General features: G+C 70.9%; 19 protein-coding genes. 5 read left to right on the forward strand and 14 right to left on the reverse strand.

What is annotated here, in order from left to right:
• Positions 1-107: 107 nt before the first annotated feature.
• The 12 genes from KUM38_RS02830 to KUM38_RS02885 form a co-directional block, all read right to left on the reverse strand.
• Positions 108-992 carry a DUF4429 domain-containing protein gene (locus tag KUM38_RS02830; RefSeq protein WP_217127650.1) on the reverse strand — a complete coding sequence of 295 codons (885 nt, stop codon included), beginning with the start codon at positions 990-992 and terminating at the stop codon, positions 108-110.
• A gap of 145 nt (positions 993-1,137) precedes the next feature.
• Positions 1,138-2,910, reverse strand: a complete 1,773-nt coding sequence (locus KUM38_RS02835) for an IucA/IucC family siderophore biosynthesis protein (protein ID WP_217127651.1) — start codon at positions 2,908-2,910, stop codon at positions 1,138-1,140.
• A complete protein-coding gene (locus KUM38_RS02840) occupies positions 2,907-3,467 on the reverse strand; it encodes a GNAT family N-acetyltransferase (protein WP_217127652.1) in 561 nt (186 codons plus the stop codon). The genes KUM38_RS02835 and KUM38_RS02840 overlap by 4 nt, the downstream gene beginning before the upstream one ends.
• Entirely contained in the window at positions 3,464-4,756 is a 1,293-nt protein-coding gene (locus tag KUM38_RS02845) for a lysine N(6)-hydroxylase/L-ornithine N(5)-oxygenase family protein (protein WP_217127653.1), read from the reverse strand. Before KUM38_RS02845 ends, KUM38_RS02840 begins: the two co-directional genes overlap by 4 nt.
• Positions 4,740-6,182 (reverse strand): lysine decarboxylase DesA, encoded by a 1,443-nt coding sequence (gene desA, locus KUM38_RS02850; protein WP_217127654.1) that lies wholly within the window; start codon positions 6,180-6,182, stop codon positions 4,740-4,742. Before desA ends, KUM38_RS02845 begins: the two co-directional genes overlap by 17 nt.
• A gap of 155 nt (positions 6,183-6,337) precedes the next feature.
• Positions 6,338-7,207, reverse strand: a complete 870-nt coding sequence (locus tag KUM38_RS02855; RefSeq protein WP_217127655.1) for a siderophore-interacting protein — start codon at positions 7,205-7,207, stop codon at positions 6,338-6,340.
• 38 nt (positions 7,208-7,245) lie between these two features.
• Positions 7,246-8,295: an ABC transporter substrate-binding protein gene (locus tag KUM38_RS02860; protein ID WP_217127656.1), complete on the reverse strand. Its 1,050-nt coding sequence runs from the start codon at positions 8,293-8,295 to the stop codon at positions 7,246-7,248.
• Positions 8,296-8,398: 103 nt separating this feature from the next.
• On the reverse strand, positions 8,399-8,989 hold the full coding sequence (locus tag KUM38_RS02865) for a Uma2 family endonuclease (RefSeq protein WP_217127657.1): 591 nt from the start codon (positions 8,987-8,989) through the stop codon (positions 8,399-8,401).
• A 129-nt stretch (positions 8,990-9,118) separates the two neighbouring features.
• Complete coding sequence (locus KUM38_RS02870) at positions 9,119-10,279, reverse strand: acyl-CoA dehydrogenase family protein (RefSeq protein ID WP_217127658.1); 1,161 nt, start codon at positions 10,277-10,279, stop codon at positions 9,119-9,121.
• Positions 10,280-10,285: 6 nt separating this feature from the next.
• Positions 10,286-11,233 carry a hydroxymethylglutaryl-CoA lyase gene (locus KUM38_RS02875; protein ID WP_217127659.1) on the reverse strand — a complete coding sequence of 316 codons (948 nt, stop codon included), beginning with the start codon at positions 11,231-11,233 and terminating at the stop codon, positions 10,286-10,288.
• Positions 11,230-13,266, reverse strand: a complete 2,037-nt coding sequence (locus KUM38_RS02880; RefSeq protein WP_217127881.1) for a biotin carboxylase N-terminal domain-containing protein — start codon at positions 13,264-13,266, stop codon at positions 11,230-11,232. The genes KUM38_RS02875 and KUM38_RS02880 overlap by 4 nt, the downstream gene beginning before the upstream one ends.
• Before the next feature lie 26 nt (positions 13,267-13,292).
• On the reverse strand, positions 13,293-14,909 hold the full coding sequence (locus tag KUM38_RS02885; RefSeq protein ID WP_217127660.1) for a carboxyl transferase domain-containing protein: 1,617 nt from the start codon (positions 14,907-14,909) through the stop codon (positions 13,293-13,295).
• 87 nt (positions 14,910-14,996) lie between these two features.
• On the opposite strand from KUM38_RS02885, the gene KUM38_RS02890 reads away from it, so the two are divergent.
• From KUM38_RS02890 to KUM38_RS02905, 4 genes are all read left to right on the forward strand, one after another.
• Positions 14,997-15,596: a TetR/AcrR family transcriptional regulator gene (locus KUM38_RS02890; protein ID WP_217127661.1), complete on the forward strand. Its 600-nt coding sequence runs from the start codon at positions 14,997-14,999 to the stop codon at positions 15,594-15,596.
• 116 nt (positions 15,597-15,712) lie between these two features.
• Positions 15,713-16,870 (forward strand): acyl-CoA dehydrogenase family protein, encoded by a 1,158-nt coding sequence (locus tag KUM38_RS02895; RefSeq protein ID WP_217127662.1) that lies wholly within the window; start codon positions 15,713-15,715, stop codon positions 16,868-16,870.
• Positions 16,871-16,905: 35 nt separating this feature from the next.
• A complete protein-coding gene (tesB, locus tag KUM38_RS02900) occupies positions 16,906-17,775 on the forward strand; it encodes an acyl-CoA thioesterase II (protein ID WP_217127663.1) in 870 nt (289 codons plus the stop codon).
• Between the two features lie 259 nt (positions 17,776-18,034).
• Positions 18,035-18,550 (forward strand): DUF4232 domain-containing protein, encoded by a 516-nt coding sequence (locus KUM38_RS02905; RefSeq protein ID WP_217127664.1) that lies wholly within the window; start codon positions 18,035-18,037, stop codon positions 18,548-18,550.
• A gap of 67 nt (positions 18,551-18,617) precedes the next feature.
• Here KUM38_RS02905 and KUM38_RS02910 read toward each other — a convergent pair whose 3' ends face one another.
• Positions 18,618-19,409 (reverse strand): phosphatase, encoded by a 792-nt coding sequence (locus KUM38_RS02910; protein ID WP_217127665.1) that lies wholly within the window; start codon positions 19,407-19,409, stop codon positions 18,618-18,620.
• Positions 19,410-19,715: 306 nt separating this feature from the next.
• Between KUM38_RS02910 and KUM38_RS02915 the strand changes: the two genes are divergently transcribed.
• The gene (locus KUM38_RS02915; protein ID WP_217127666.1) at positions 19,716-20,939 is read left to right on the forward strand and encodes an RNA-guided endonuclease TnpB family protein; all 1,224 of its coding nucleotides are present in this window, start codon (positions 19,716-19,718) and stop codon (positions 20,937-20,939) included.
• 75 nt (positions 20,940-21,014) lie between these two features.
• On the opposite strand, the gene KUM38_RS02920 is transcribed toward KUM38_RS02915, so the two are convergent.
• Complete coding sequence (locus KUM38_RS02920) at positions 21,015-22,613, reverse strand: PucR family transcriptional regulator (RefSeq protein WP_217127667.1); 1,599 nt, start codon at positions 22,611-22,613, stop codon at positions 21,015-21,017.
• Positions 22,614-22,625: the final 12 nt, after the last annotated feature.

The raw sequence follows: 22,625 nt of genomic DNA on the forward strand, positions 1-22,625 counted from the left end.
GTTTCGCAAGAAACGTGCCCGATTTCGGGCAGGACTCACAGGTAGGGCTCAGGATCGGCTCATAGGCAGGGCTCGGGCTCGGCTCGCAGGCGGGGCTCGGGCTCGGCTCACAGGCGCTTGAGGACCGCCTGTTTGGCCAGGGTGAACTCCTCGTCCGTCAGCACCCCGGACCGGTGCAGTTCGCCGAGCTCCCGCAGCCGGCGCAGCAGGGCGTCGTGGCCGTCCTCGGCCGGGGCGGGGGTCGCCTGCGGCGGTGCGGCCCCGGGATCCCGCGGGCGCTCGTCGGAGGGCGCGGCCGGGTGCGGCAGACGGGCCTGGACGGCGGCGGCGACCAGCGCCATCAGCGGGTCCTTCTTGAAGCCCCACAGCTCCACCGAGTTCGGGTCGTACTTGGCGGGCGCCTTGGTGGGGGAGTGCCGCACGAGGAAGCGGATGTGGCCGTTCTCCAGTCCGACCGCCGGCTGCCACTCCACGCCGGTCAGGTCCGCCAGCGCGAGGGTGCGGGTGCCGGCGGCGGCCTTGGCGTCCTCCGTCTTCCAGTTCCACTCCAGCCGGACGCGCTCGCCGTCGAAGCTCACCGTGCCGTCCCCGGCGGAGACGGACAGCGGCACGGACGGGCCGGGCAGCAGGTACTCGGTGACCGGGTCGGCGGGTACCTGGTCCAGCAGCAGGGCGGTGCGGACCTCCTCCGCGAAGTACTCGGCGACGCCGTAGCGGTCGGAGTCGACGATCAGCTGGTAGGGGTCGTGCGGCTCGGTGAGCCGGCCGCCGGCCGTGTGCAGCAGGGGATCGGCGCCGTCGCGCAGCCGCAGCCTGAGCCGTCCCGACTTCTTGCCCTGCTCGAACGATATTCCCGCCAACGCCCGTAGCGGCAGCACCAGTTCACCCAGGGTCCTGCGCAGCAGTCCGACGTTCTTGTCCCGCCCGGGAGTCAGCCGCAGGACCTCCCCGTCGAAGGTCCACGTACCGTCCTTCTGGATGATTTCCGCCATGGGGGGATTGTTCCACCGGATCTGCCGGAGAGTGGTCCGTACCTCGTTCGGATTCCCTTGCGCAGCAACGGAGTTCAAAGGCGCTCGTGCTGATGGGCGCCCCGGAGGACCGTACTCCGGGACGCCCATCGGTATGGGGGGACCGCTACCGCCCCGCGATCGGGTTCTTCAGGGTGCCCACCAGCTGGAGCGCGCCCGACGGGTCCGTCAGGTCCACCATCTGCCTGTTGTCGCGGAGCTGGAGGCGGTTGAGGCAGGACAGGGCGAACTCGGGGGCGAACATGTCGTACCGGGTGAACTTGTCGGCGAGCTCGGGCACCGACGCCTGGTACTCGCGGGTGATCTCCGCGACCGTGCCCCAGAAGCCGTCCTCGTCCAGGACGCCCTCCTCGGCGAGGTTCGCCGCGAGGAAGCGGAAGAAGCAGTCGAAGACGTCCGTGAAGATCGACAGGAGCTTCGTGTCGTCCGGGACCTCCACCCGGATGCGGGAGACCTCCGGCGGCAGCACCGCGTCCGGGTCCATCACCGCGATCTCCTCGGCGATGTCCTTGTAGACCGCCCGCCGCACCACCCCGTCCTCCAGGACGAGGATCACGTTCTCGCCGTGCGGCATGTACACCAGGTCGTAGGCGTAGAAGCTGTGCAGCAGCGGGACGTAGTACGCCCGCAGGTAGTGCCGCAGCCACTCGGCCGGGGCGAGCCCCGAGCGCTCGATCAGCGCGCCCGCGAAGGACTTCCCCTCGTGGTCGACGTGGACCAGCGACGCCATGGTGGCGAGCGACTCCCCGCCCTCCAGGGACGGCACCGGGCTCTCCCGCCACAGCGCGGCCAGCATCTTCCGGTACGGCGAGTAGCGGTCCGTGGCCTGCTCGTACTCCAGGTGCCGGTAGCCCACGGCGGCCCGCTCGCGGATGATGGACAGTCCCGTGGCCCGCAGCACCGGGTCGCTGTCGATCAGCCGGGCCAGCCAGTCGTTGATCGCCGGGGTTGCCTCCATGTAGGCGGCGGACAGTCCGCGCATGAAGCCCATGTTGAGGACGGACAGGGCCGTCTTCACGTAGTGCTTCTCGGGGTGCGAGGTGTTGAAGAAGGTGCGGATGGACTGCTGGGCCAGGTACTCGTCGTCGCCCTCGCCCAGGCAGACCAGGTGTCCGCGCGCCACCTCGGCGGCGAAGGTGACGGACAGCTTGTTCCACCACTGCCAGGGGTGGACGGGGATCAGGAGGTAGTCGTCGGGGTCGAGGCCCTGCTCGCGCAGGACGCCGTGGAAGCCCTCGACGGTCTCCTCGCCCAGCTCCTGCCGGATGAACGACTCGTACGCGATGCCCACCCCGGCCGTGAACGCGGCCCGCGAGCGGTGCGCGGCCAGCCACACCAGTTTCACCGGGTTGGCGGTCTCCGGCGCGTACGCCAGGTACTCGTGGACGCCGAAGCCGAGCCGCCCGTTGTTGGCGACGAAGCAGGGGTGGCCCTCGGTCATCCCGGTCTCGATGGCCTGGAAGCCGGCGTCGACCAGCTCGGCGACCGGGACCTGCGGCTTGGTGAGCTTGTAGCAGGTGCCGGAGAGGGTGGAGGAGATCTCCTCCAGGTACACCGGCAGGATCTCCTCGCTCAGGCCCAGCGACTTCTGCAGCTCGATGAAGAAGTCCAGGGCCGCGAGCTCGAGTTCCACGTCGCCGCGCCGGCGGGTGATCGAGTCGGCGTCGATCACCCAGTGGTCCAGGGCGCGGAGCGTGGCAGTGAAGGCGTACCGGGTCAGGCCGTCGTCGCTGCGGACGACGTACCCGCCGTCGCCGGTGGCCTCCGGCGTGACGAGCCGCTCGTGGGCGAACTCGGCGAGCGCCTTGCGGATCAGCAGGCGGTTGGCCCGCGCCCAGCGGTGGGGGGACAGGTGCGCCACGGCGTCGGACAGGGTCATACGGAAACTCCTCGGGCGGCGGCCTCGAACTGTTCGCGCGTGCAGAAGCTCAGCAGCGCGCGCTTCTCCGGCTTGTCGATCTCACGCTCGGGAACGAAGCCCACGGCCTCGTTCAGGGCGTGCACGGCCTTGTTGGTCACGTCCGGCTCGACCACCACCCGCCGGGTGTCCGGGTCGGCGAACAGCTCCTCCATCACGGCGGTGATGACGGCCCGGGTGAAGCCGTGCACCGGCCGGTCGGTGGGGGCGACCAGGAAGTGCATGCCGACGTCGCCGGGCTCGGGGTCGTACAGGCCGGTCAGTTCGACGTACCGGGGGTCGTACTTCTCCATCAGGAAGGCCGGTTCGCCGTCGTGCAGGCCCAGGTAGGCGTGGTGGTGCTCGTGGGCGGCGATGCGCATGTACTCGCGCTCGACGTCCTGGAGCTTCGCGTCCTGCATCATCCAGAACGCGGCCTTGGGGTGGGTCACCCAGCCGTGCAGCAGCTCGGCGTCCCTCAGCGGGTCGAGGGGGCGGACGGTGAACGTACCGATGCTCGTACTGCTCGTCCTGCTCATACGGCGAACTCCTGGAACGCGATCGTCTTCTCGACCGGGTAGTACTCGGTGCCGAGCAGCTCGCGGATGATGGTCGCGTTCCGGTACGGGCCCATGCCCAGGTCGGGACTGGTGATGCTGTGCGTGTGGACGCCGGCGTTCTGCAGGAAGACGCCGCGGCCGGTGACGTCGATGGCGTAGTTGCGGGCGACGTCGAAACGGCCGTGGCCGTCGAAGCGGATGCGGTCGCGGACCGGGTCGAGGAAGGCCGGCGGCTCGTAGTGGTAGCCGGTGGCCAGGACCAGGCCCTCGGTGCGGATCTCGAAGTCCTTGTCCTGCTCGTCCTGGTGGAAGCCGAGCGTGTAGCCGCCGTCCTCGTACCGGGCGGTGGTGAGCGAGGAGTTGGTGAGCAGCCGGGTGGGGACCGGCCGGTCGCCGCTGACGACGTTCTTCTGGTACAGCAGGTCGAAGATCGCGTCGATCAGCTCCGAGTTGATGCCCTTGAACAGGCCCTTCTGCTGCTTCTCCAGCCGGTAGCGGGTCTCCTCGGGCAGCGCGCGGAAGTAGTCGATGTAGTCCGGGGACGTCATCTCCAGGGTCAGCTTGGTGTACTCCAGCGGGAAGAACCGCGGGGAGCGGGTGACCCAGTTGAGCCGGTAGCCGTGGACGTCGATCTCGGAGAGCAGCTCGTAGTAGATCTCGGCGGCGCTCTGCCCGCTGCCGACGATCGTGATCGACTCCTTGTCCAGCAGCTCCGCCTTGCGGTGCATGTACTGCGCGTTGTGGAAGAGGCCGCCGTCCAGCCCGCGGCACGGCTCGGGCACGAACGGCACGGTCCCGGTGCCGAGCACCAGGCGCCGGGCGCGGTACGTCTCACCGGCCGCCGTCGCCACCGCGTACAGCCCGTCGCCCTCGTCGTACGTCACCTCGGTGACCGTCGTGCCGAAGCGGATGCTGCTCAGCTTGCCGGCGGCCCAGCGGCAGTAGTCGTCGTACTCGACCCGCAGCGGGTAGAAGTTCTCGCGTATGTAGAACGAGTACAGCCGCCCCTTCTCCTTCAGGTAGTTGAGGAAGGAGTACGGGGAGGTCGGGTCGGCCAGGGTGACCAGGTCCGACATGAACGGGGTCTGCAGGTGGGCGCCGTCGAGGAACATCCCGGCGTGCCAGGCGAAGTCGGGCTTGGACTCCAGGAAGACGCCGTTCAGCTCGTCGATGGGCTCGGTGAGGCAGGCGAGGCCGAGGTTGAAGGGGCCCAGGCCGATCCCCACGAAGTCGTAGGTGGTCTCGGGGGCTTCAGGAAGCGCGGTCAAGGGACTCTCCCAGGTACTGCTCGGCGTGGCCGGCGATCAGATCGAGGACGGCGGCGATGTCGGACACCGTGGTCTCGGGGTTGAGCAGGGTGAACTTCAGGTAGTGGCGTCCCGCCACCTTGGTGCCCGCGACCACCGCGTCACCGGAGGCGAACAGGGCCTTGCGGGCGTAGAGGTTGGCGCGGTCGATCTCGGCGGGGTCGGTGACGGCGGCCGGGACGAAGCGGAAGACCAGGGTGGACAGGCTCGGCTCGACCACGACGTCGAAGCGGGGGTCGGCGGCCAGCAGTTTCCAGCCCTCGGCGGCCAGGTCGCACACCTCGTCGAAGAGCTGCCCGATGCCGTCGGCGCCCATCACGCGCAGCGTCATCCACAGCTTGAGCGCGTCGAAGCGGCGGGTGGTCTGCAGGGACTTGTCCACCTGGTTGGGGATACGTTCCTGCACCATGCGGCGCGGGTTGAGGTACTCGGCGTGGTAGGTGGCGTGCCGCAGCGTGGCCGCGTCGCGCACCAGCACGGCCGACGAACTGACCGGCTGGAAGAAGGACTTGTGGTAGTCGACGGTGACGGAGTCGGCGTGCTCGATGCCGGCGACGCGGTCCCGGTACTTCAGCGAGGCGAGCAGACCGCAGCCGTAGGCGGCGTCGACGTGCATCCAGGCGCCGTACCGCCCGCACAGCTCGGCGATCTCGGGCAGCGGGTCGATGGAGCCGAAGTCGGTGGTGCCGGCGGTGGCGACGACGGCCATGGGGACCAGGCCCGCCTCGGCGCAGCGCTCCAGCTCGCGGGCGAGGGCGACGGTCTGCATGCGCTTGTCGTGGTCGACGGGGATCGCCACCACGGCGTCGGGTCCGAGGCCGAGCAGTTTCGCGGACTTCTTCACGCTGAAGTGGCTGACCTCGGAGGCGAAGACGCGCAGTGCGGCCAGGTCGTCGGTCTTGGCCTCCTCGCGGGCCAGCAGCAGTGCCTGGAGGTTGGACTGGGTGCCGCCGGAGGTGAACACGCCGTCGGCGGCCGGGCCGAGGCCGATGCGGCCGGTCGTCCAGTCGATGAGTTTCCGCTCGATGAGGGTGCCGCCGGCCGACTGGTCCCAGGTGTCCAGGGAGGAGTTGACGGCGGAGAGCACGGCCTCGCCGAGCACGGCCGGGATGACGACCGGGCAGTTGAGGTGGGCGAGGTAGCGGGGGTGGTGGAAGTAGACGGCGTCCCGGAGGTAGACGTCCTCCAGTTCGTCCAGCGCGGCGGTGGTGTCGTGCAGCGGCCGGTCGAGGTCGATGCCGTCGATGCGCGGGGAGAGCGCGTCGACGGTGATGCCGGTGAACGGCCGTTCGGTGGTGGCGAGTTTGGCCGCCACCCGCTCGACTCCTTGGGTCACGGAGCGGCGGTAGTGCTCCGCGGTGGTGTCGTTGAGCAGGTGCGAGCGCATGTGGGGGTCCTCCGGTGGGGACGATCCGGGGCGGGGAAAGCCGGCGGCATGTTACTTAGGTTAGCCTAACCTAAGTAACATGCCATGAAGGCGGCCACTGCCGTGACCGTGATCACTCCCGTATCAGGGGTGACCGGGGTGGACCGCGTTCGGGGTCACCCCTGTTCGCGCAGCTGTTCCTCCGTCAGTCCGCGGCGCCAGTAGCCCACGAACGTCACCCGCCGGCGGTCGATGCCCCGCTCACCCACGAAGTGCCGCCGCAGCCGCTTCACATGGTCCGCCTCTCCGGCGATCCAGACGTACGGCCGTTCGGCGGGCGGGAGTTCGGTGGTGCGGATGTCGTCCAGGGCCATGGGGGAGCCCTGGTCGTGCGCGTGCCCGACGAGCCACGTGATCTCGGCGTCGGCGTCGGTCGCCAGGTCCTGGACGTCCCCGGAGTGCGGCACCTCCAGCCACACCCGGGCACGGGTGCCGGCCGGGAGGGTCTCCAGAACGGCGGCGGTGGCCGGCAGGGCGGTCTCGTCGGCCCAGAGCAGCACCAGGTCGGTGTCCTCCGGCGGGCGGAAGCGGATCGCACGGTTGTCGGCGACCGCGGGGCCGAGCAGCAGCACCCGGTCACCGGCGGCGGCGCGGGCGGCCCAGCGGGAGGCCGGGCCCGCCTCGGCGGACGGACCGGCCCCCTCGGTGACGCCGTGCAGCACGAAGTCGACGTCGATGCCGGTGGTGCGCCCCTCGGCGTCCGCGCGCAGCCCCCGGAGCGTGTACGAGCGCATCACGGCCCGTACGTCGTCGGGCAGTTCGCGCCAGCCCCGCCACCAGTCGTCACCGAGCTCGACCGGCACGACCGGCGCGCTCTGCCCCGGGTGCGGCAGGAACAGCGACAGGGACTGGTCGCGCCCGTCGGAGCGGAACTCCCGCAGGTCGGGGCCCTCGAAGGTGACCCGGACCAGGGACGGTCCGAGCCGCCTCGTCCCCGCGACCCGGAGGGCGAAGAAACGGAACGGGGCGGCTACGGCGGTGCTCACGTGCGGCTCCGGGGAGGGAGGGGGTGCGGTGGGTGCGGTCAGCCGACCTTCTTGGCCTTCTCGATGGCCTCGGCGAGGTTGTCGAGCAGCGGCGTGCACTTGTCGTAGGACAGGATCGGCTCGGGGGAGCGGGCGATGACCTGGCCGGCCTTGACCGCGGGGAGCTCCTTCCAGGTCGCCTCGGTGATGTCGGCGGGCTGGATGGTCGAGGCGCGGTCGTCCATGATGATGACGTCGGCCGGGTACTTGTCGACGTTCTCCCAGCTCAGCGTCTCGAACCAGCCGCCGGTCGCCTTCTTGGCCTCCTCCGAGGGCTCCACCAGGTTCACGCCGAGGGCCTTGAAGTACTCCAGGTCGACGGAGAAGTTCGAGCCGGAGACGTAGAAGACGTCCTGCGCGGCGGAACCGGCCAGCACCCTGATCTCCGGGCGGGCCTTCGCGGCCTTGCGCAGCCGCTCGGCGGCGGCCTCGAACTTCTTCTTCGCCTCGACGACCTTCGTCGCCTTCATGTCGGCGCCCAGCGACTCGGCCAGCTCGGCCATGCGCTGCAGCGGCTCCGGCATCTGACGGTCGTAGACGGAGACGGCCACGCTCGGGGCGAGCTTGGCGATCTTGTCCTTGGAGGCCTCGGGCACGTACCAGAGGGTCCCGGCGTCGTCGAACGTCGTGCTGATGAGCACCTCGGGCTGGAAGGCCGCGTACTGCTCGACGTTGAAGCTGTCGAACTTGTTGCCGAAGATCGTCAGCTTGCTGACGTCCATGTCGCCGGCCTGGACGTCGGCCTTGCCGTCCGTCGTCCTGGTCGGCCCGAAGACGCCCTTCACCTCGACGCCGTAGTCGTACAGCGCGGCGGCGACACCGGTGAACGCGACGATGTTCGTCGGCACCTTGTCGAGCTTCACGGTGGTGCCGCGGTCGTCCTTGAAGGACCACGGGCCGGACTTGGCGGCGCCGGACCCCGTCGCGTCCGTTCCGCCGCTCTTCGCGTCGTCGTCCCCGCAGGCGGTGAGCACGGCGCCGAGTCCGAGGGCGCCACCGGCGGCGAGCAGTCCCCGACGGGAGAAGCGGGCGGTACTGGCGTTCGACATGGGAGGGTCTGCTTTCGTGCGTACGGAGCCGGCCTTGGCTGGAAACAGGCTTAGGTTAGCCTAACCTCATGATCTGTCCAGGGGGTGCTCCGTATGCATCCCCTCACACAGGGGAGTCGGCGTCCCGGTCCCGGCCGTAGCGGCGGAACGCGGAGGTGTCCACCGTCCAGGGACCGAACGGGACCATGTCCCCGAAGATGTACGGGTCCTTGTGGCCGTAGTGGTTCCCGCAGGGGACCGAGTGCACCTCGATCGTGCCGGTGCGAGGATCGACGATCATGTAGTGCGGGATGCCCATCGCCGGGTACTCGGCGAGCTTCTCGCCGTAGTCGTTGTTCGGGTTGGACGGGGAGACGATTTCGACCACCGCCAGGACCTGCGTGGCGTCGACGGCGAGGCCCTCCTCGTCGAGCACGGCCTCGGGAATGACGATGGCGTCGGGGCGCCGCATGCGGCCGATCGCGGGGTGTTCGATCTCCGGGCCGCTCGCGCAGATGTAGCCGGGGTGGGTGGTGAGGAGTTGCTCGTCCAACTGCTTGCAGATGCGCCGGATGGTGCCCTCGTGGCGCTTCGAGGGGCACATCATGGCCAGTATCGGACCTGAAGGACCGATCTCTACGCTCCAGGCACCTTCGAGTTGTTCGGCGTGGGCCCCGAGCTGCTCGGCGATCGCGCGCATCTTCGCGTAGTCCATGACCCCAGAGTACTGACGACTTCGCATCGTGTCCGCCTGTGTTCTTTGGGTGATCAACCCGGTCTTCGGCCCTTCGCTGACGGGGCGACCGGCCCGCGTACACGCTGGACGCGGGCCGGACCCCAAGGTTCAGCCCGCCAGGCCCAACTCCCGTGCGATCAGCATCCGCTGGACCTCGCTCGTGCCCTCGCCGATCTCCAGGATCTTGGAGTCGCGCCACATGCGGGCCACCGGATACTCGTTCATGAAGCCGTAGCCGCCGTGGATCTGGGTGGCGTCGCGGGCGTTGTCCACGGCGACCGTGGACGAGTACAGCTTCGCCAGCGCCGCCTCCTTCTTGAACGGCTCGCCCGCCACCAGACGGCTGGCCGCGTCGCGCCAGGCGAGGCGGGCCGTGTGGGCCTTCATCTCCATGTCGGCGATCTTGAACTGGATCGCCTGGTTGGCGCCGATCGGCTTGCCGAACGCGTGCCGCTCCTTGGCGTACTTCACCGACTCGTCCACACAGCCCTGCGCCAGACCCGTGCCCAGCGCCGCGATGGCGATGCGGCCCTCGTCCAGGATGCGCAGGAACTGCGCGTAACCGCGGCCCTCTTCGCCGAGGAGGTTCGCGGCCGGCACGCGCACGTCCTGGAAGGACAGCTCCCGCGTGTCCGAGGCGTTCCAGCCGACCTTCGAGTACGGGGCCGCCACCGTGAAGCCCGGCGTGCCCGACGGGACGATGATCGCCGAGATCAGCGGCCTCCCGTCGGGCTTGCGGCCCGTCACCGCCGTGACCGTGACCAGACCCGTGATGTCCGTGCCCGAGTTGGTGATGAAGCACTTGGTGCCGTTGACGACCCATTCGCCGGTCGACTCGTCCAGCCGGGCCGTCGTACGGGTCGCGCCCGCGTCGCTGCCGCCGTCCGGCTCCGTCAGGCCGAACGCGCCGAGGATCTCGCCCGAACAGAGGCGGGGCAGCCACGCGCGCTTCTGCTCCTCGGTGCCGAAGAGGTGGATCGGCATCGCGCCCAGGGAGACGCCCGCCTCCAGGGTGATGGCCACCGACGAGTCGACCCGCGCCAGCTCCTCCAGGGCCACGCCGAGGGCGAAGTAGTCGCCGCCCATGCCGCCGTACTCCTCCGGGAACGGCAGCCCGAACAGGCCCATCCGGCCCATCTCCCGCACGATCTCGTACGGGAACTCGTGCCGCTCGTAGAAGTCACCGATCTTCGGCGCCACCACATCGTGCGCGAACTCCTCCACCGTGCGGCGGAGTTCTTCCAGTTCGGGGGAGAGCTTGTGGTCCATGGTCGTTCACTGCTCCTGGTGGGAGAGGGCTCGTACGGTGCGGGACGGGCTGGGTCGGCCCAGGTGCGCGGCCATCCAGACGCTTGTGGCGACCAGACGGTCGAGATCGACCCCGGTGTCGATGCCGAGGCCCCGCAGCATCCACACGAGGTCCTCGGTGGCGAGATTGCCGGTGGCGGACTTCGCGTACGGGCAGCCGCCCAGTCCGCCGGCGGAGGCGTCGACCGTGCCGACGCCCCGCTGGAGCGCGGCCAGCGTGTTGGCCAGGGCCTGGCCGTAGGTGTCGTGGAAGTGCACGGCCAGCGCGGACACCGGGACGCCCGCCTCGGTGAGCGCGGTGAGCAGGGCCGTCACATGGCCGGGGGTCGCCACGCCGATGGTGTCGCCCAGGCTCAGCTCGTCGCAGCCCATGTCTAGCAGGGCGCGGCACACCTTCACCACCTGGGCGATGGGGACCGCGCCCTCCCACGGGTCGCCGAAGCACATCGAGAGATAACCGCGGACGTGCACGTCCTGCGCCTTCGCCCGCCGCACCACCGGCTCGAACATCGCCAGGGACTCGTCCACCGTGCGGTTGAGATTGGCCTTGGCGAACGACTCCGTGGCGCTGGCGAAGACCGCCACCCGCCGGGCGCCCAGCGCCAGTGCGCGGTCCAGGCCGCGCTCGTTCGGCACCAGGACCGGCAGCGACACCGGCAGGTCGGACACCGCCCGGTACAGGTCCTCGGCGTCCGCCAACTGCGGCACCCACTTGGGGTGGACGAAGCTCGTCGCCTCGATCGTGGTCAGGCCGGTCCCGGCCAGGCGGCGGACGAACTCCGCCTTGACGGCCGTCGGGACGATCGCCTTCTCGTTCTGCAGGCCGTCGCGCGCGCCCACCTCGTGGATCCGCACCCGGGCGGGCAGTCCGTCCGCCGGTACGGTCATGGGCAGGCCCAGTTCCGGGGCGTTCATGCCGTCTCCTCCTCCACGGGGGCGATGACCGCCAGCACCTGGTCCATCGCGACCGTCGTGCCCGGGGCCACGTCCAGTTCGGTGACCGTGCCGGCGTGCGGGGCGGAGATGACGTGCTCCATCTTCATCGCCTCCACCACCAGCAGGCTCTGGCCCGCGCTCACCTCGTCGCCGACGGCGACCTTCACCACCGTCACCGTGCCCGGCATCGGCGCGGTCAGCGAGTCGGCGCCCGCCTGACCCGCCCGGGTGAGGGACGCGGCGACCGGGTCGTGGTCGCGCACGTGCCAGGCGTCGCCGTCCCGGCCCAGCCAGGTGCCGTCCGGCAGGGCGGCGAAGGTGTGGGCGACGCCGTCGAGCGCGAGTGTGAACCGGTGCTCGCCCCCCGGGCCCGCGGATCCCCGCAGCGGGGCGTCGGTCCCCGGCAGCAGCAGTTCCGTCCCGCCGTCCGGTGTGCTGCGCACGCGCACCGTCACCGGGTCGTGGCCCGGCACCCGCAGGTGGTGCGCCGTCCACGCCCGCTCACCGCCCATGCGCCAGCCGTCGGCGGCGGCGAACGGGTCGGTCCAGCCGGAGCCGCCGGCGGGCTTCCGGAGGGACGCCTGGCGCAGCAGCGCCGCCGCCGCGTACGTCTCCGCCGGCACCCCGTCCGGTACGAGCCCGTCCACCTCACGCTCGACCAGCCCGGTGTCCATGTCGCCCGACACCACCGCCGGATGCGCCAGCAGCCGCCGCAGGAACCCGGCGTTGGTCTGCACGCCCAGCGTCACCGTCTCCGCCAGCGCCGCCCGGAGCCTGCGCAGCGCGGTCGCCCGGTCGGGGCCGTACGCGATCACCTTGGACAGCATCGGGTCGTAGAGGCTGCCGACCTCCGTGCCCTCGCTCAGCCCGGAGTCGGTGCGCACGCCGTCGCCCTGCGGTTCGCGGAGCTTCAGCACCGTGCCGCCGGAGGGGAGGAAGCCTCGCGCGGGGTCCTCCGCGCAGATACGGGCCTCGACCGCGTGACCGGTGAGCGTGACGTCGTCCTGCCCGAAGGCGAGCGGCTCGCCCGCCGCCACCCGCAGCTGCCACTCCACCAGATCGAGACCCCCCGCGGCGCCAGCCGCACCAATGGATACGACCAGCTCGGTGACCGGGTGCTCCACCTGGAGGCGGGTGTTCATCTCCATGAAGTAGTACGAGGAGGGGTCGTTGCCCGGGACGATGAACTCCACCGTGCCCGCGCCCCGGTAGCCGCAGGAACGGGCCGCCTGGACCGCCGCCTCGCCCATCGCGGCCCGGGTCTCCTCGTCGAGGAGCACGCTGGGCGCCTCCTCGATGATCTTCTGGTGGCGGCGCTGGAGGGAGCACTCGCGCTCGCCCAGGTGGACGACGCCCCCGTGGCCGTCGGCCAGCACCTGGATCTCGATGTGCCGGGGACGGTCGATCCACCGCTCGACCAGGAGCGTGTCGTCGCCGAAGGAGGCGCGGGCCTCGCGCCGCGCGGCGGCGATCTCGTCGGCCAGCAGCGAGGCGTCCCGCACCAGGCGCATGCCCTTGCCGCCGCCGCCCGCCGACGGCTTCAGCAGCACCGGCACGCCGATCTCCCGGGCGGCCTCGACGAGCTGTCCGTCCGTGAGGCCGCTGCCGCTGGAGCCGGGCACCACCGGCACCCCGGCCGCCTGCACCGTCTCCTTCGCGCGGATCTTGTCGCCCATCAGGGCGATCGCGTCCGCCGGGGGCCCGATGAACACCAGCCCCGCCTGAGCGCACGCCCGCGCGAAACCGGCGTTCTCGGCGAGGAAGCCGTACCCCGGGTGGACCGCCTGGGCACCGGTGCGGGCGGCGGCCTCCAGCAGCCGCTCCACCGACAGGTAGCTCTCCGAAGCCGCCGCCGGACCGATCCGTACCGCCGTGTCGGCCTCCCGGACGTGCCGGGCGTCGGCGTCCGCGTCGGAGTACACCGCCACCGAGCGCACGCCCATCGACCGCAGCGTGCGGATGACGCGGACCGCGATCTCGCCCCGGTTGGCCACCAGCACCGTCTCGAACATCTGATCTGTCATCGTCAGGGGTCCCCTCACATCCGGAAGACGCCGAACTGAGGGTCGCTCAGTGGCGCGTTGGCGCACGCGGTCAGGGCCAGGCCCAGGACCTGCCGGGTCTCCATCGGGTCGATCACGCCGTCGTCCCAGAGGCGGGCCGTCGCGTAGTAAGCGTTCCCCTGACGCTCGTACTGCGCACGGATCGGGGCCTTGAAGGCGTCCTCGTCCTCCGCCGGCCACTCCTCGCCGCGCCCCTCCAGCTGGTCCCGCTTGACGGTCGCGAGGACGGACGCGGCCTGCTCGCCGCCCATCACCGAGATCTTGGCGTTGGGCCACATCCACAGGAAGCGGGGGGAGTACGCCCGCCCGCACATCGAGTAGTTGCCCGCCCCGTACGACCCGCCGACCACCACCGTCAGCTTCGGCACGCGCGTGCAGGCGACCGCCGTGACCATCTTGGCGCCGTGCTTGGCGATGCCGCCCGCCTCGTAGTCCCGGCCCACCATGAAGCCCGAGATGTTCTGCAGGAACACCAGCGGGATGCCGCGCTGGTCGCACAGCTCGATGAAGTGGGCGCCCTTCTGGGCCGACTCGGAGAACAGGATGCCGTTGTTGGCGACGATGCCCACCGGGTGGCCGTGGATCCGGGCGAAGCCGGTGACCAGGGTCTGCCCGAACTCCGACTTGAACTCCGCGAAACGGGAGCCGTCCACGACCCGCGCGATGATCTCGCGTACGTCGTAGGGCGTGCGGGAGTCGACCGGCACCGCGCCGTACAGCCCGGCCGGGTCCACCTTGGGCTCGACGGCCGGCTCGACCCGCCAGGGAAGCCCTCCCCGCGCGGGGAGCGTGGAGACGATGGTGCGGACGATCCTGAGCGCGTGCGCGTCGTCCTCCGCGAGGTGGTCGGTCACGCCCGACACCCGCGAGTGGACCTCGCCGCCGCCCAGCTCCTCCGCCGTGACCACCTCACCCGTGGCCGCCTTCACCAGCGGCGGGCCGCCCAGGAAGATCGTGCCCTGGCCCCGGACGATCACCGCCTCGTCGCTCATCGCCGGGACGTACGCACCGCCCGCCGTGCACGAGCCGAGCACCGCCGCGATCTGCGGGATGCCGGCGCCGGACATCCGGGCCTGGTTGTAGAAGATCCGCCCGAAGTGGTCCCGGTCCGGGAACACCTCGTCCTGCATCGGCAGGAAGGCACCGCCGGAGTCCACCAGGTAGACGCAGGGGAGCCGGTTGTCGAGGGCCACCTCCTGCGCGCGCAGGTGCTTCTTCACCGTCATCGGGTAGTACGTGCCGCCCTTGACGGTGGCGTCGTTGGCCACGACCACGCACTCCCGGCCGCTCACCCGGCCGATCCCGGCGATCACGCCGGCCGCCGGGGCCTGCCCCTCGTACATCCCGTCGGCCGCCAGCGGGGCCAGCTCCAGGAAGGGCGAGCCGGGGTCGAGGAGAGTGTCCACGCGGTCGCGCGGGAGCAGCTTCCCGCGCGCGGTGTGCCGTGCCCGCGCCCGCTCGCCGCCGCCGAGCGCCGCCGCGGCCAGCTTGCCGCGCAGCTCCTCGACGAGGGCGCGGTGCGCCTCCTCGTTGGCCCGAAAGGCCTCCGACGCGGGATCGGCCGCGCTGTGAAGCTCCGGTGCCTCATGCATCCTGCGGGTCCCCTCACCTTGTTAATGAGCGTTAACGCATTTCCTTCAGGTTAACGAGCGCTAACCCCGCTGTCTAGAATCGTCTTCATGGCCACCAGAACCGACGCCCCCACCCGCCGCGAGCAGATCCTCAAGGAGGCCGCGCGGCTCTTCGCCGAACGCGGCTTCCACGGCGTCGGGGTCGACGAGATAGGTGCCGCGGTCGGCATCAGCGGGCCCGGGCTCTACCGGCACTTCGCGGGCAAGGACGCGATGCTCGCGGAGCTGCTGGTGGGGATCAGCGGCTCGCTGCTGACCGGCGCGAAGCGGCGCCTGGCGGAGGCCGACGGGGCGGCGGCCCCCGAGGCGGTCCTCGACTCGCTGATCGAAGGACACATCGACTTCGCGCTCGACGACCGCCCCCTCATCACCCTGCACGACCGTGAGCTGGACCGCCTCCGGGACACCGACCGCAAGCTGGTCCGCCAGTTGCAGCGGCAGTACGTCGAGCTGTGGGTGGGGGTGGTGCGCGAGCTGTACCCGGGGCTGGCCGAACCGGCCGCCCGCTCGGCCGTCCACTCGGTGTTCGGCCTGCTCAACTCCACCCCGCACCTGGCCCGCCCCGGCTCCCTGCCGGGTCGCGCCGGCACCGCCGAGCTGCTGCACCGGATGGCCCGGGGCGCGTTCGCGGCGGCGGGCTCGCCCTGACCCCGGCGGAGTGACGAGCGTTACGGGGCCTCCGCTCTGGACGGCTGTGGATACTCGCCGGTACCTTTGATCTGAGCAAGCGCTTAGACATGCCCAGGTTCTGGAGGTGGCGGACAGTGCGCCGTACGGTTTTCAACGAGGATCACGAGGCGTTCCGGGAGACGATCCGCGCCTTCATCGAGGCCGAGGTCGTCCCCGTCTACGACGAGTGGTTCGCGGCGGGCCAGGCGCCCCGCGACTTCTACTACAAGCTCGGTGAGCTGGGCATCTTCGGCATCAGCGTGCCCGAGGAGTTCGGCGGCGCGGGCATGGACACCCACAAGTTCGAGGCCGTCCTCTACGAGGAGACCGCCCGCGCGGGCGTCCAGTTCGGCGGCTCCGGCGTGCACGTGCTGCTCGCCCTGCCGTACCTCAAGATGCTGGCCACCGACGAGCAGAAGAAGCGCTACCTGCCGAAGTTCGTCACCGGCGAGGAGATGTGGGCCATCGCGATGACCGAGCCGGGCACCGGCTCCGACCTCGCGGGCATGAAGACCACCGCCAAGCTCAGCGAGGACGGCACGCACTACGTCCTCAACGGCGCCAAGACCTTCATCACCGGCGGCGTCCACGCCGACAAGGTGATCGTCTGCGCCCGCACCGCCGCCCCGACGGCCGAGGACCGCCGCCACGGCATATCCCTGTTCGCCGTCGACACCAAGTCCGAGGGCTACTCCGTCGGCCGCAAGCTCGACAAGCTCGGCCTGAAGACCTCCGACACCGCCGAGCTGGCGTTCGTCGACGTCAAGGTCCCCGTCGAGGACCTGCTCGGCGAGGAGAACAAGGGCTTCTACTACCTCGGCCACAACCTGGCCTCCGAGCGCTGGGGCATCGCCTTCGGCGCCTACGCGCAGGCCAAGGCCGCCGTCCGGTTCGCCAAGCAGTACGTGCAGGAGCGCACCGTCTTCGGCAAGCCGGTCGCCCACTTCCAGAACACGAAGTTCGAGCTGGCCGCCTGCCAGGCCGAGGTGGACGCCGCCGAGGCCGTCGCCGACCGCGCCACCGAGGCCCTGGACGCCGGCGAGCTCACCCCCGCCGAGGCCGCCAGCGCCAAGCTGTTCTGCACCGAGGTCGCCCACCGCGTCATCGACCGCTGCCTCCAGCTGCACGGCGGCTACGGCTACATGAACGAGTACCCGATCGCCCGCCTGTACGCGGACAACCGCGTCAACCGCATCTACGGCGGCACCAGCGAGATCATGAAGACGATCATCGCCAAGGACATGGGGCTGTAAGGTCCCGGAAATCCCTGCCGTATACAACTGACCTCATGAGTCAGGCACTACAGGATCTCCTCGATCTGCTCGACCTCGAGCAGATCGAGGAGAACATCTTCCGCGGCCACTCCCGCAGCGCCGTCGTCCCCCGCGTCTTCGGCGGACAGGTCGCGGCGCAGGCGCTGGTCGCCGCCGGACGGACCGTCCCCGAGGACCGGCCCGCCCACTCCCTGCACGCGTACTTCCTGCGCCCCGGTGACCCCGGCGCCCCGATCGTCTACACCGTCGACCGGATCCGCGACGGCCGCTCCTTCACCACCCGGCGGGTGGTCGCGGTCCAGCACGGAAAGCCGATCTTCCACCTCTCGGCGTCCTTCCAGACGTACGAGGAGGGCCTGGACCACCAGGACCCGATGCCGCCGTCCCCCGACCCGGCCACGCTGCCCACGTCGCAGGAACGCCTGCGCGGCTACGCCCACCTCGCGCCCGAGGTCGTGGAGCGCTTCCTGGAGGCCCGGGCCGCCGTCGACCTGCGCTACGTCGACGAGCCGCCCTACGGCCGCTTCGGCGAGCCCCGCGAACCCCACTCCCAGGTGTGGTTCCGCACCAACGGCAAGCTCGCGGACGACCCCCTGCTGCACGTCGTCCTCGCCACGTACGTCTCCGACATGACCCTGCTGGACTCCGTCCTCCTCGCCCACGGCCGCGGCGGCTGGGCCGTCGGCGACGTCGTCGGCGCCTCCCTGGACCACGCGATGTGGTTCCACCGCCCGTTCCGCGCCGACGAGTGGCTGCTGTACGACCAGCAGTCCCCCTCGGCCCACGGCGGCCGGGGCCTCGGCCAGGCCCGCATCTACACCCAGGACGGCCGCCTCGCGGTCTCGGTCATCCAGGAGGGCGTGGTCCGCGTCCCGCGCCCCTGAGCCGGCTCCGGACGTCCTCCGCGCCCACCCGAGGCACGGAAGGGGCCCCGCACGTGTCCCGCGCACGGGCCGGACGGCTGTCCTCGTCCCGGTGGACCGTTTCACGCGGTCGGCATCCGTGCTGGTCAGCGCCTGTTCCAGCGTCCCAGCGTCCCATGATGGACGTCCGGTGTGGCGGGTGGGACGGATCACGGCACAAGCTGCGGTCATCCCCAGCGACCCGCTGGACGATCCACCTCGTCACACCACGGAGACCGTCATGCGTTCACGCCTCGCCACCCGCTCCGCCCGCCTCGCCCTGGCCGCCGTCGCCGCGCTCGCCCTCGGTGGCGCCGCCACCGCCACGGCCACCGCCGACAGCTCCACCACCCAGCCCTGCGCGACCAGCGACCTGAGCTTCAAGGTCACCTCCGAGACGCAGGCGGGCGGTTACTACCTGATCACCGCCAAGGCCAAGCCCGGCATCATCTGCCACTTGGAGGGCGTGTCCCCCTCCGCCTCCTTCGGCTCCTCCCCCGACACCGAGGTCTCGCCCGCCGAGCAGAGCGTCAGCGACGACGTCGTCCTCGGCGGCTCCACCGCCGCCTACGCCGGCATCAACCCCAAGACCACCAACAACGACAACGGCGTGCAGTTCGACCGGCTCCACCTCTCGGTCGCCGGCGACGAGGAGAACTCCGTCACGCTCCGCCTCCCCGACACCGCCACGGTCGACCAGCCCATCGCCACCAACTGGCACGCCGACCCCGCCGACGCCGTCCCGTTCACCGGCTGACCCGGCGTCCACCGACTGCCCGCGTCGGCCGGGGGTGTTCCCCCGCCACCGGCCGACGCGGGCGTTCTCACTGCGCCAGACCGGCCTCCGCCAGCAGATACGCCGTCATCGGGTCGTAGTGGCGGGGGCTGACCACGTGGTCGTCGAGGGGGACCGTGACCTGGACGGTGCCCTCCGCCTCGGCGAGGAACAGCGCCGGGTCGTTGCAGTCGGCGTAGCCGACGCTGTCCACGCCGTACTGCCCCGCGGCACCCGCCCAGCCGTGATCGGCGACGACCAGGTCCGGCAGCGGGCGGCCCTCGCGCTCCAGGGCGGTCAGGATGGCCTTCATCGGCTCACCGGAGTGGGTGTGCCACAGCGTCGCGCCGTGCTCCAGCATCGCCACGTCCGCGAACTGCATCACGTAGCCCTCGTCCGTGGTCAGTCCGTCCGGGATGACCACGATCTCGCAGCCGGCGGCCCGCAGCGCGGCGGCCGTCGCACGGTGCACGTCCAGCAGCCCGCCCGGGTGACCGGTCGCGAACAGCACCCGCTGCTGCCCGTCCGCCGCCTTGCGCAGCCGCCCGGCCATGCGCTCGAGCCCGGCCACGGTCAGCTCCGGGTCGATGGTGTCCTGCCCGTACCGGTACTCGGGGTCGTCGTTGACGCCGACCCGCTCCGCCATCACCGCGAGCACGTCCTGCTCGTCGGTCCAGCGGTCGCCGAGCTCCAGACCGAGCCAGAAGTGGCGGTCACCGTTCGCCAGTTTGCGGTAGTGGGAGAGGTTGTTCTCGCGCGGCGTGGCGACATCGCCCGCGATGCGTGTGGCGACCAGGTGCTCGACGAGTTCGGCGCGGCTGGGTGTCCCGGGTATCGGCATGCCCCCCATTGTGGAGCAGCGTCCTGCGGGCGTCTCCGGCGTATCGCCTCCTGGGATGTGCGTCACCTGTTTCTTGCGAGGATGCCCGGCGTTCACGCCGGAGAGGAATCGCATCAGAGTGTGGTGACGCGGAGCGTCCATATCGCTGTTCAGCACCTCCAGGATGATGCGAACGCATGTGCTCGTGATCGCTGGTTGGGGTGGTGACTGTGGGATCGAGGTACGTGCGTGCGGCGTTCGTACGTATGGTCCTTCGGAGGGTTTTGGATGCCGTGGTGTTACCGCCGGAGGTCGCGAGGGGGCGAGATGGCGCAGGTGAGAGCTGCTGCGGAGGCCGGGCACGCCCGGTACACGTACCGGCTTCGCGTGTCATCGATCGCCCGAACGGCGTTGCTCGCGGAGTGGGACCGCTGCCGGTGGATCTGGAACGAGTGCGTTGCCAAGTCCCGGCAGACGCACGCGCACAACAAGGCGCACCCCGATGAGAGGCTGACGTGCGGTCCGGCCCAGCTCGACAAGATGCTGACCGAGGCCCGCGCGGCACTGCCGTGGCTCCGGCAGGGCGCGAGCGTCCCGCAGCAACAGATCATCCGGGACTTTGCCACGTCCCGCTCCAAGGCACTGAAGGACATCGAGAAGCGCCTGCCGGTGAAGCAGCGCGCCGGGATGCCCCGGCACAAGAAGAAGTGTGATGCCGACCCGAGCCTGAACTACACCAGGCGTGGGTTCCGGATGAAGGACGGCCGGATGCACCTGGCGGGCGGAATCGTGGTGAGCGTGGTCTGGTCGCGGGACCTGCCCGCTGTCGCGTCCAGTGTGCGCGTGTACCGCGACGGCATCGGGCACTGGTACGCGAGCTTCGTCGTACCCGCCCAGGTACAACCGCTGCCACAGACCGGTGCGGTGCTGGGTGTGGACTGGGGCGTGAAGGAGACCGCGACCACCACGTCCGACGCCTACGACCTGCCACACCCCCGACACAGACAGAAGGCCCGGGCCAAGCTGTCGCGGTACGACCGGATGATGGCCCGCCGCAGACCGAAGAAAGGCCAGGCCGCCTCGAAGGGCTACCGCGAGGCGAAGAAGCTGCGCGCGAAGACGCACCAGAAGATCGCCCGGCAGCGGCAGGACACCGGCCGCAAGTGGGCCAAACGCGTCGTGACCGACCACGATGCCATCGCCGTCGAGGACTTCAAGCCGAAGTTCCTCGCGAAGACCACCATGGCGTGCAAGGCGGCGGACGCCGCGATCGGCGCCACCAAGCAGGCCCTGATCGAGATGGGCCGCAAGTACAGGCGGGACATCCGCCTCGTGCATCCCGCGCACACCACCATGGACTGCGCGTCGTGCGGAGCGAGAACCAAGCACGCACTTCCTCTGTCGGAACGTACCTACACCTGCACCGCGTGCGGAGTCGTCCTGCCCAGGGACAAGAATTCAGCGCGTGTGATGCTGGTCCGGGCTGGTCTCATCCCGGCTGGTGCCGAGGGCGTAAGACCTCCGGGAGCGCTGCTCCCGGAGGCAGCCTGATCCAGGAATCCCCTCCCTTCAGGGAGGAGGGGAGGATTCAAGTACTCAGTCGACTCCGTACGGCTACTCAGGCCCTCACGTCCGCCGCAGCGCGAACCACAGTTCCATCCGTACGTCCGGGTCGTCCAGGTCCGCCTCCAACAGCGCGGCGCACCGCGCGATCCGCTGCCGCACGGTGTTGCGGTGCACGGAGAGCGCCACCGCCGTACGGTCCCAACTGCCGTGCAGGGACAGCCAGGTGCGCAGGGTGTCCGTGAGGGCGGGAGCGGCCGCTATCGGCGCGAGCAACGACCGGGCGTGGGCGTCCGCGTCGTGCGGCGGGACGAGGTCGGTGAGGGCGGGGCGGTCGCCGTGCCGGAGCAGCGGGGCGCGGGTGGCGCGGGCCCGGGCCAGGGCACGGGCGGCCTGGGTGTCGGCGTCCGGCCAGTCGGGCGGGGCGGCGGCCGTGCTGACGCCGAGGGTCCAGCCCGGCAGCGGCTCCACGGGCCGGTCGGCCGGCACCAGGATCCGTACGACCTCGTCCGTCGGGTCCACCAGGGCGGAACCGAGGGCGGCGCCGAGCGCGGCGGCGGACACGGGGTCGGGGGTGGCCTGGCCGTCCGGTTCGGCGTGCACCACCCGCCACCGTTCTCCGCCGAGGAGTGGTGCCACGTCCTCGGGCGGGCTGCCCAGCAGCAGTCGTACGAGGGCGGAGGAGTGGGCCGCGCCGGTGCCGCTCTGCTGTTGGCCGGTGAGGAGGGTGAGCAGGGCGGCTGCGACGGAGGCGATGGTGTGGTCGCCGGGGGTGCGTTGGGGGGAGGCCACGCCGAGTACGTATCCGTGTCCGGGGGTGAGGGCGTAGGCGGCGAGGTGGGTGCCGTTGACGGTGTCGCTGGCGGTGGTGGGGGTGGGGGTGGGTGTCACGTGCTGGCGTTTGCCGGGTGCCTCCCCCACTCTCGGCTTCGCTCGAGCGGGGGGACCCCCACCGCCCACCCGTGCCGCCCCAGCGGCACGACTGCCCGCGGCTGCGTCGGTGTGGCTGCCTGTGGCTGTGGGGGGTCGTACCACCTTGGTCAGGGTGGTCAGGGCCTGTCGTGTCTCGGGGGGCGGGGTGGTGCCCGAGGTGGCGAGTTCGGTGGTGTCCGGGGCGAACAGGACGGCCCAGCCCTCGATCCGCTGGGCCAGTTGGTGGAGTACCGGCCGGACCGGGTCCGGCCGGGCCGCCGCGGTGGCGAGGCTCTGCTGGGCCTCCGTGACCCGGCGCAGCTCCGCCAGGCGGGCCTGCGCCATCAACTGCCAGACCGCCCGCGCCACCCCCGAGAACGTGGTCCGCGGCGGCACCTCCAGCAACGGCAGCCCGTGCATCTCGCAGGCCTCCACCAGCGCCCCCGGCACCGCGTCGTGGACCGGCGCCAGACCGAAACCGAGCGCCGTCCCGCCCGCCGCCACGATCCTGGAGACATAGGCGTCGAAATACCCCGCGCCCGCCCCCTCCGGGATGTGCACCCCCGCCGACAGCAGCAGCTCCCCGCCCAGCAGATACGGGTACGGGTCCGCCATCTCCGAGGCGTGCGCCCAGTGCACGACGGTGCCGGGGTCGTCGGGCCCCGCGATCCGGCGCAGGCCGAGGTCCGCGCGGGCCAGCAGGGCCTCCAGGGGCACGGGCGGCGTGGGCGGGACCATGGGATCCGGCATGGTGGATGTTTC

The sequence above is a fragment of the Streptomyces sp. AC558_RSS880 genome (assembly GCF_019049255.1).
Classification (GTDB): domain Bacteria; phylum Actinomycetota; class Actinomycetes; order Streptomycetales; family Streptomycetaceae; genus Streptomyces.

Coding starts and splice junctions, on each gene's coding strand:
- KUM38_RS02830 (WP_217127650.1), bottom strand. CDS start 992: ATGGCGGAAATCATCCAGAAGGACGGTACGTGGACCTTCGACGGGGAG.
- KUM38_RS02835 (WP_217127651.1), bottom strand. CDS start 2,910: ATGACCCTGTCCGACGCCGTGGCGCACCTGTCCCCCCACCGCTGGGCG.
- KUM38_RS02840 (WP_217127652.1), bottom strand. CDS start 3,467: ATGAGCAGGACGAGCAGTACGAGCATCGGTACGTTCACCGTCCGCCCC.
- desA (WP_217127654.1), bottom strand. CDS start 6,182: ATGCGCTCGCACCTGCTCAACGACACCACCGCGGAGCACTACCGCCGC.
- KUM38_RS02860 (WP_217127656.1), bottom strand. CDS start 8,295: ATGTCGAACGCCAGTACCGCCCGCTTCTCCCGTCGGGGACTGCTCGCC.
- KUM38_RS02865 (WP_217127657.1), bottom strand. CDS start 8,989: ATGGACTACGCGAAGATGCGCGCGATCGCCGAGCAGCTCGGGGCCCAC.
- KUM38_RS02870 (WP_217127658.1), bottom strand. CDS start 10,279: ATGGACCACAAGCTCTCCCCCGAACTGGAAGAACTCCGCCGCACGGTG.
- KUM38_RS02875 (WP_217127659.1), bottom strand. CDS start 11,233: ATGAACGCCCCGGAACTGGGCCTGCCCATGACCGTACCGGCGGACGGA.
- KUM38_RS02880 (WP_217127881.1), bottom strand. CDS start 13,266: ATGTTCGAGACGGTGCTGGTGGCCAACCGGGGCGAGATCGCGGTCCGC.
- KUM38_RS02885 (WP_217127660.1), bottom strand. CDS start 14,909: ATGCATGAGGCACCGGAGCTTCACAGCGCGGCCGATCCCGCGTCGGAG.
- KUM38_RS02890 (WP_217127661.1), top strand. CDS start 14,997: ATGGCCACCAGAACCGACGCCCCCACCCGCCGCGAGCAGATCCTCAAG.
- tesB (WP_217127663.1), top strand. CDS start 16,906: ATGAGTCAGGCACTACAGGATCTCCTCGATCTGCTCGACCTCGAGCAG.
- KUM38_RS02905 (WP_217127664.1), top strand. CDS start 18,035: ATGCGTTCACGCCTCGCCACCCGCTCCGCCCGCCTCGCCCTGGCCGCC.
- KUM38_RS02910 (WP_217127665.1), bottom strand. CDS start 19,409: ATGCCGATACCCGGGACACCCAGCCGCGCCGAACTCGTCGAGCACCTG.
- KUM38_RS02915 (WP_217127666.1), top strand. CDS start 19,716: ATGGCGCAGGTGAGAGCTGCTGCGGAGGCCGGGCACGCCCGGTACACG.
- KUM38_RS02920 (WP_217127667.1), bottom strand. CDS start 22,613: ATGCCGGATCCCATGGTCCCGCCCACGCCGCCCGTGCCCCTGGAGGCC.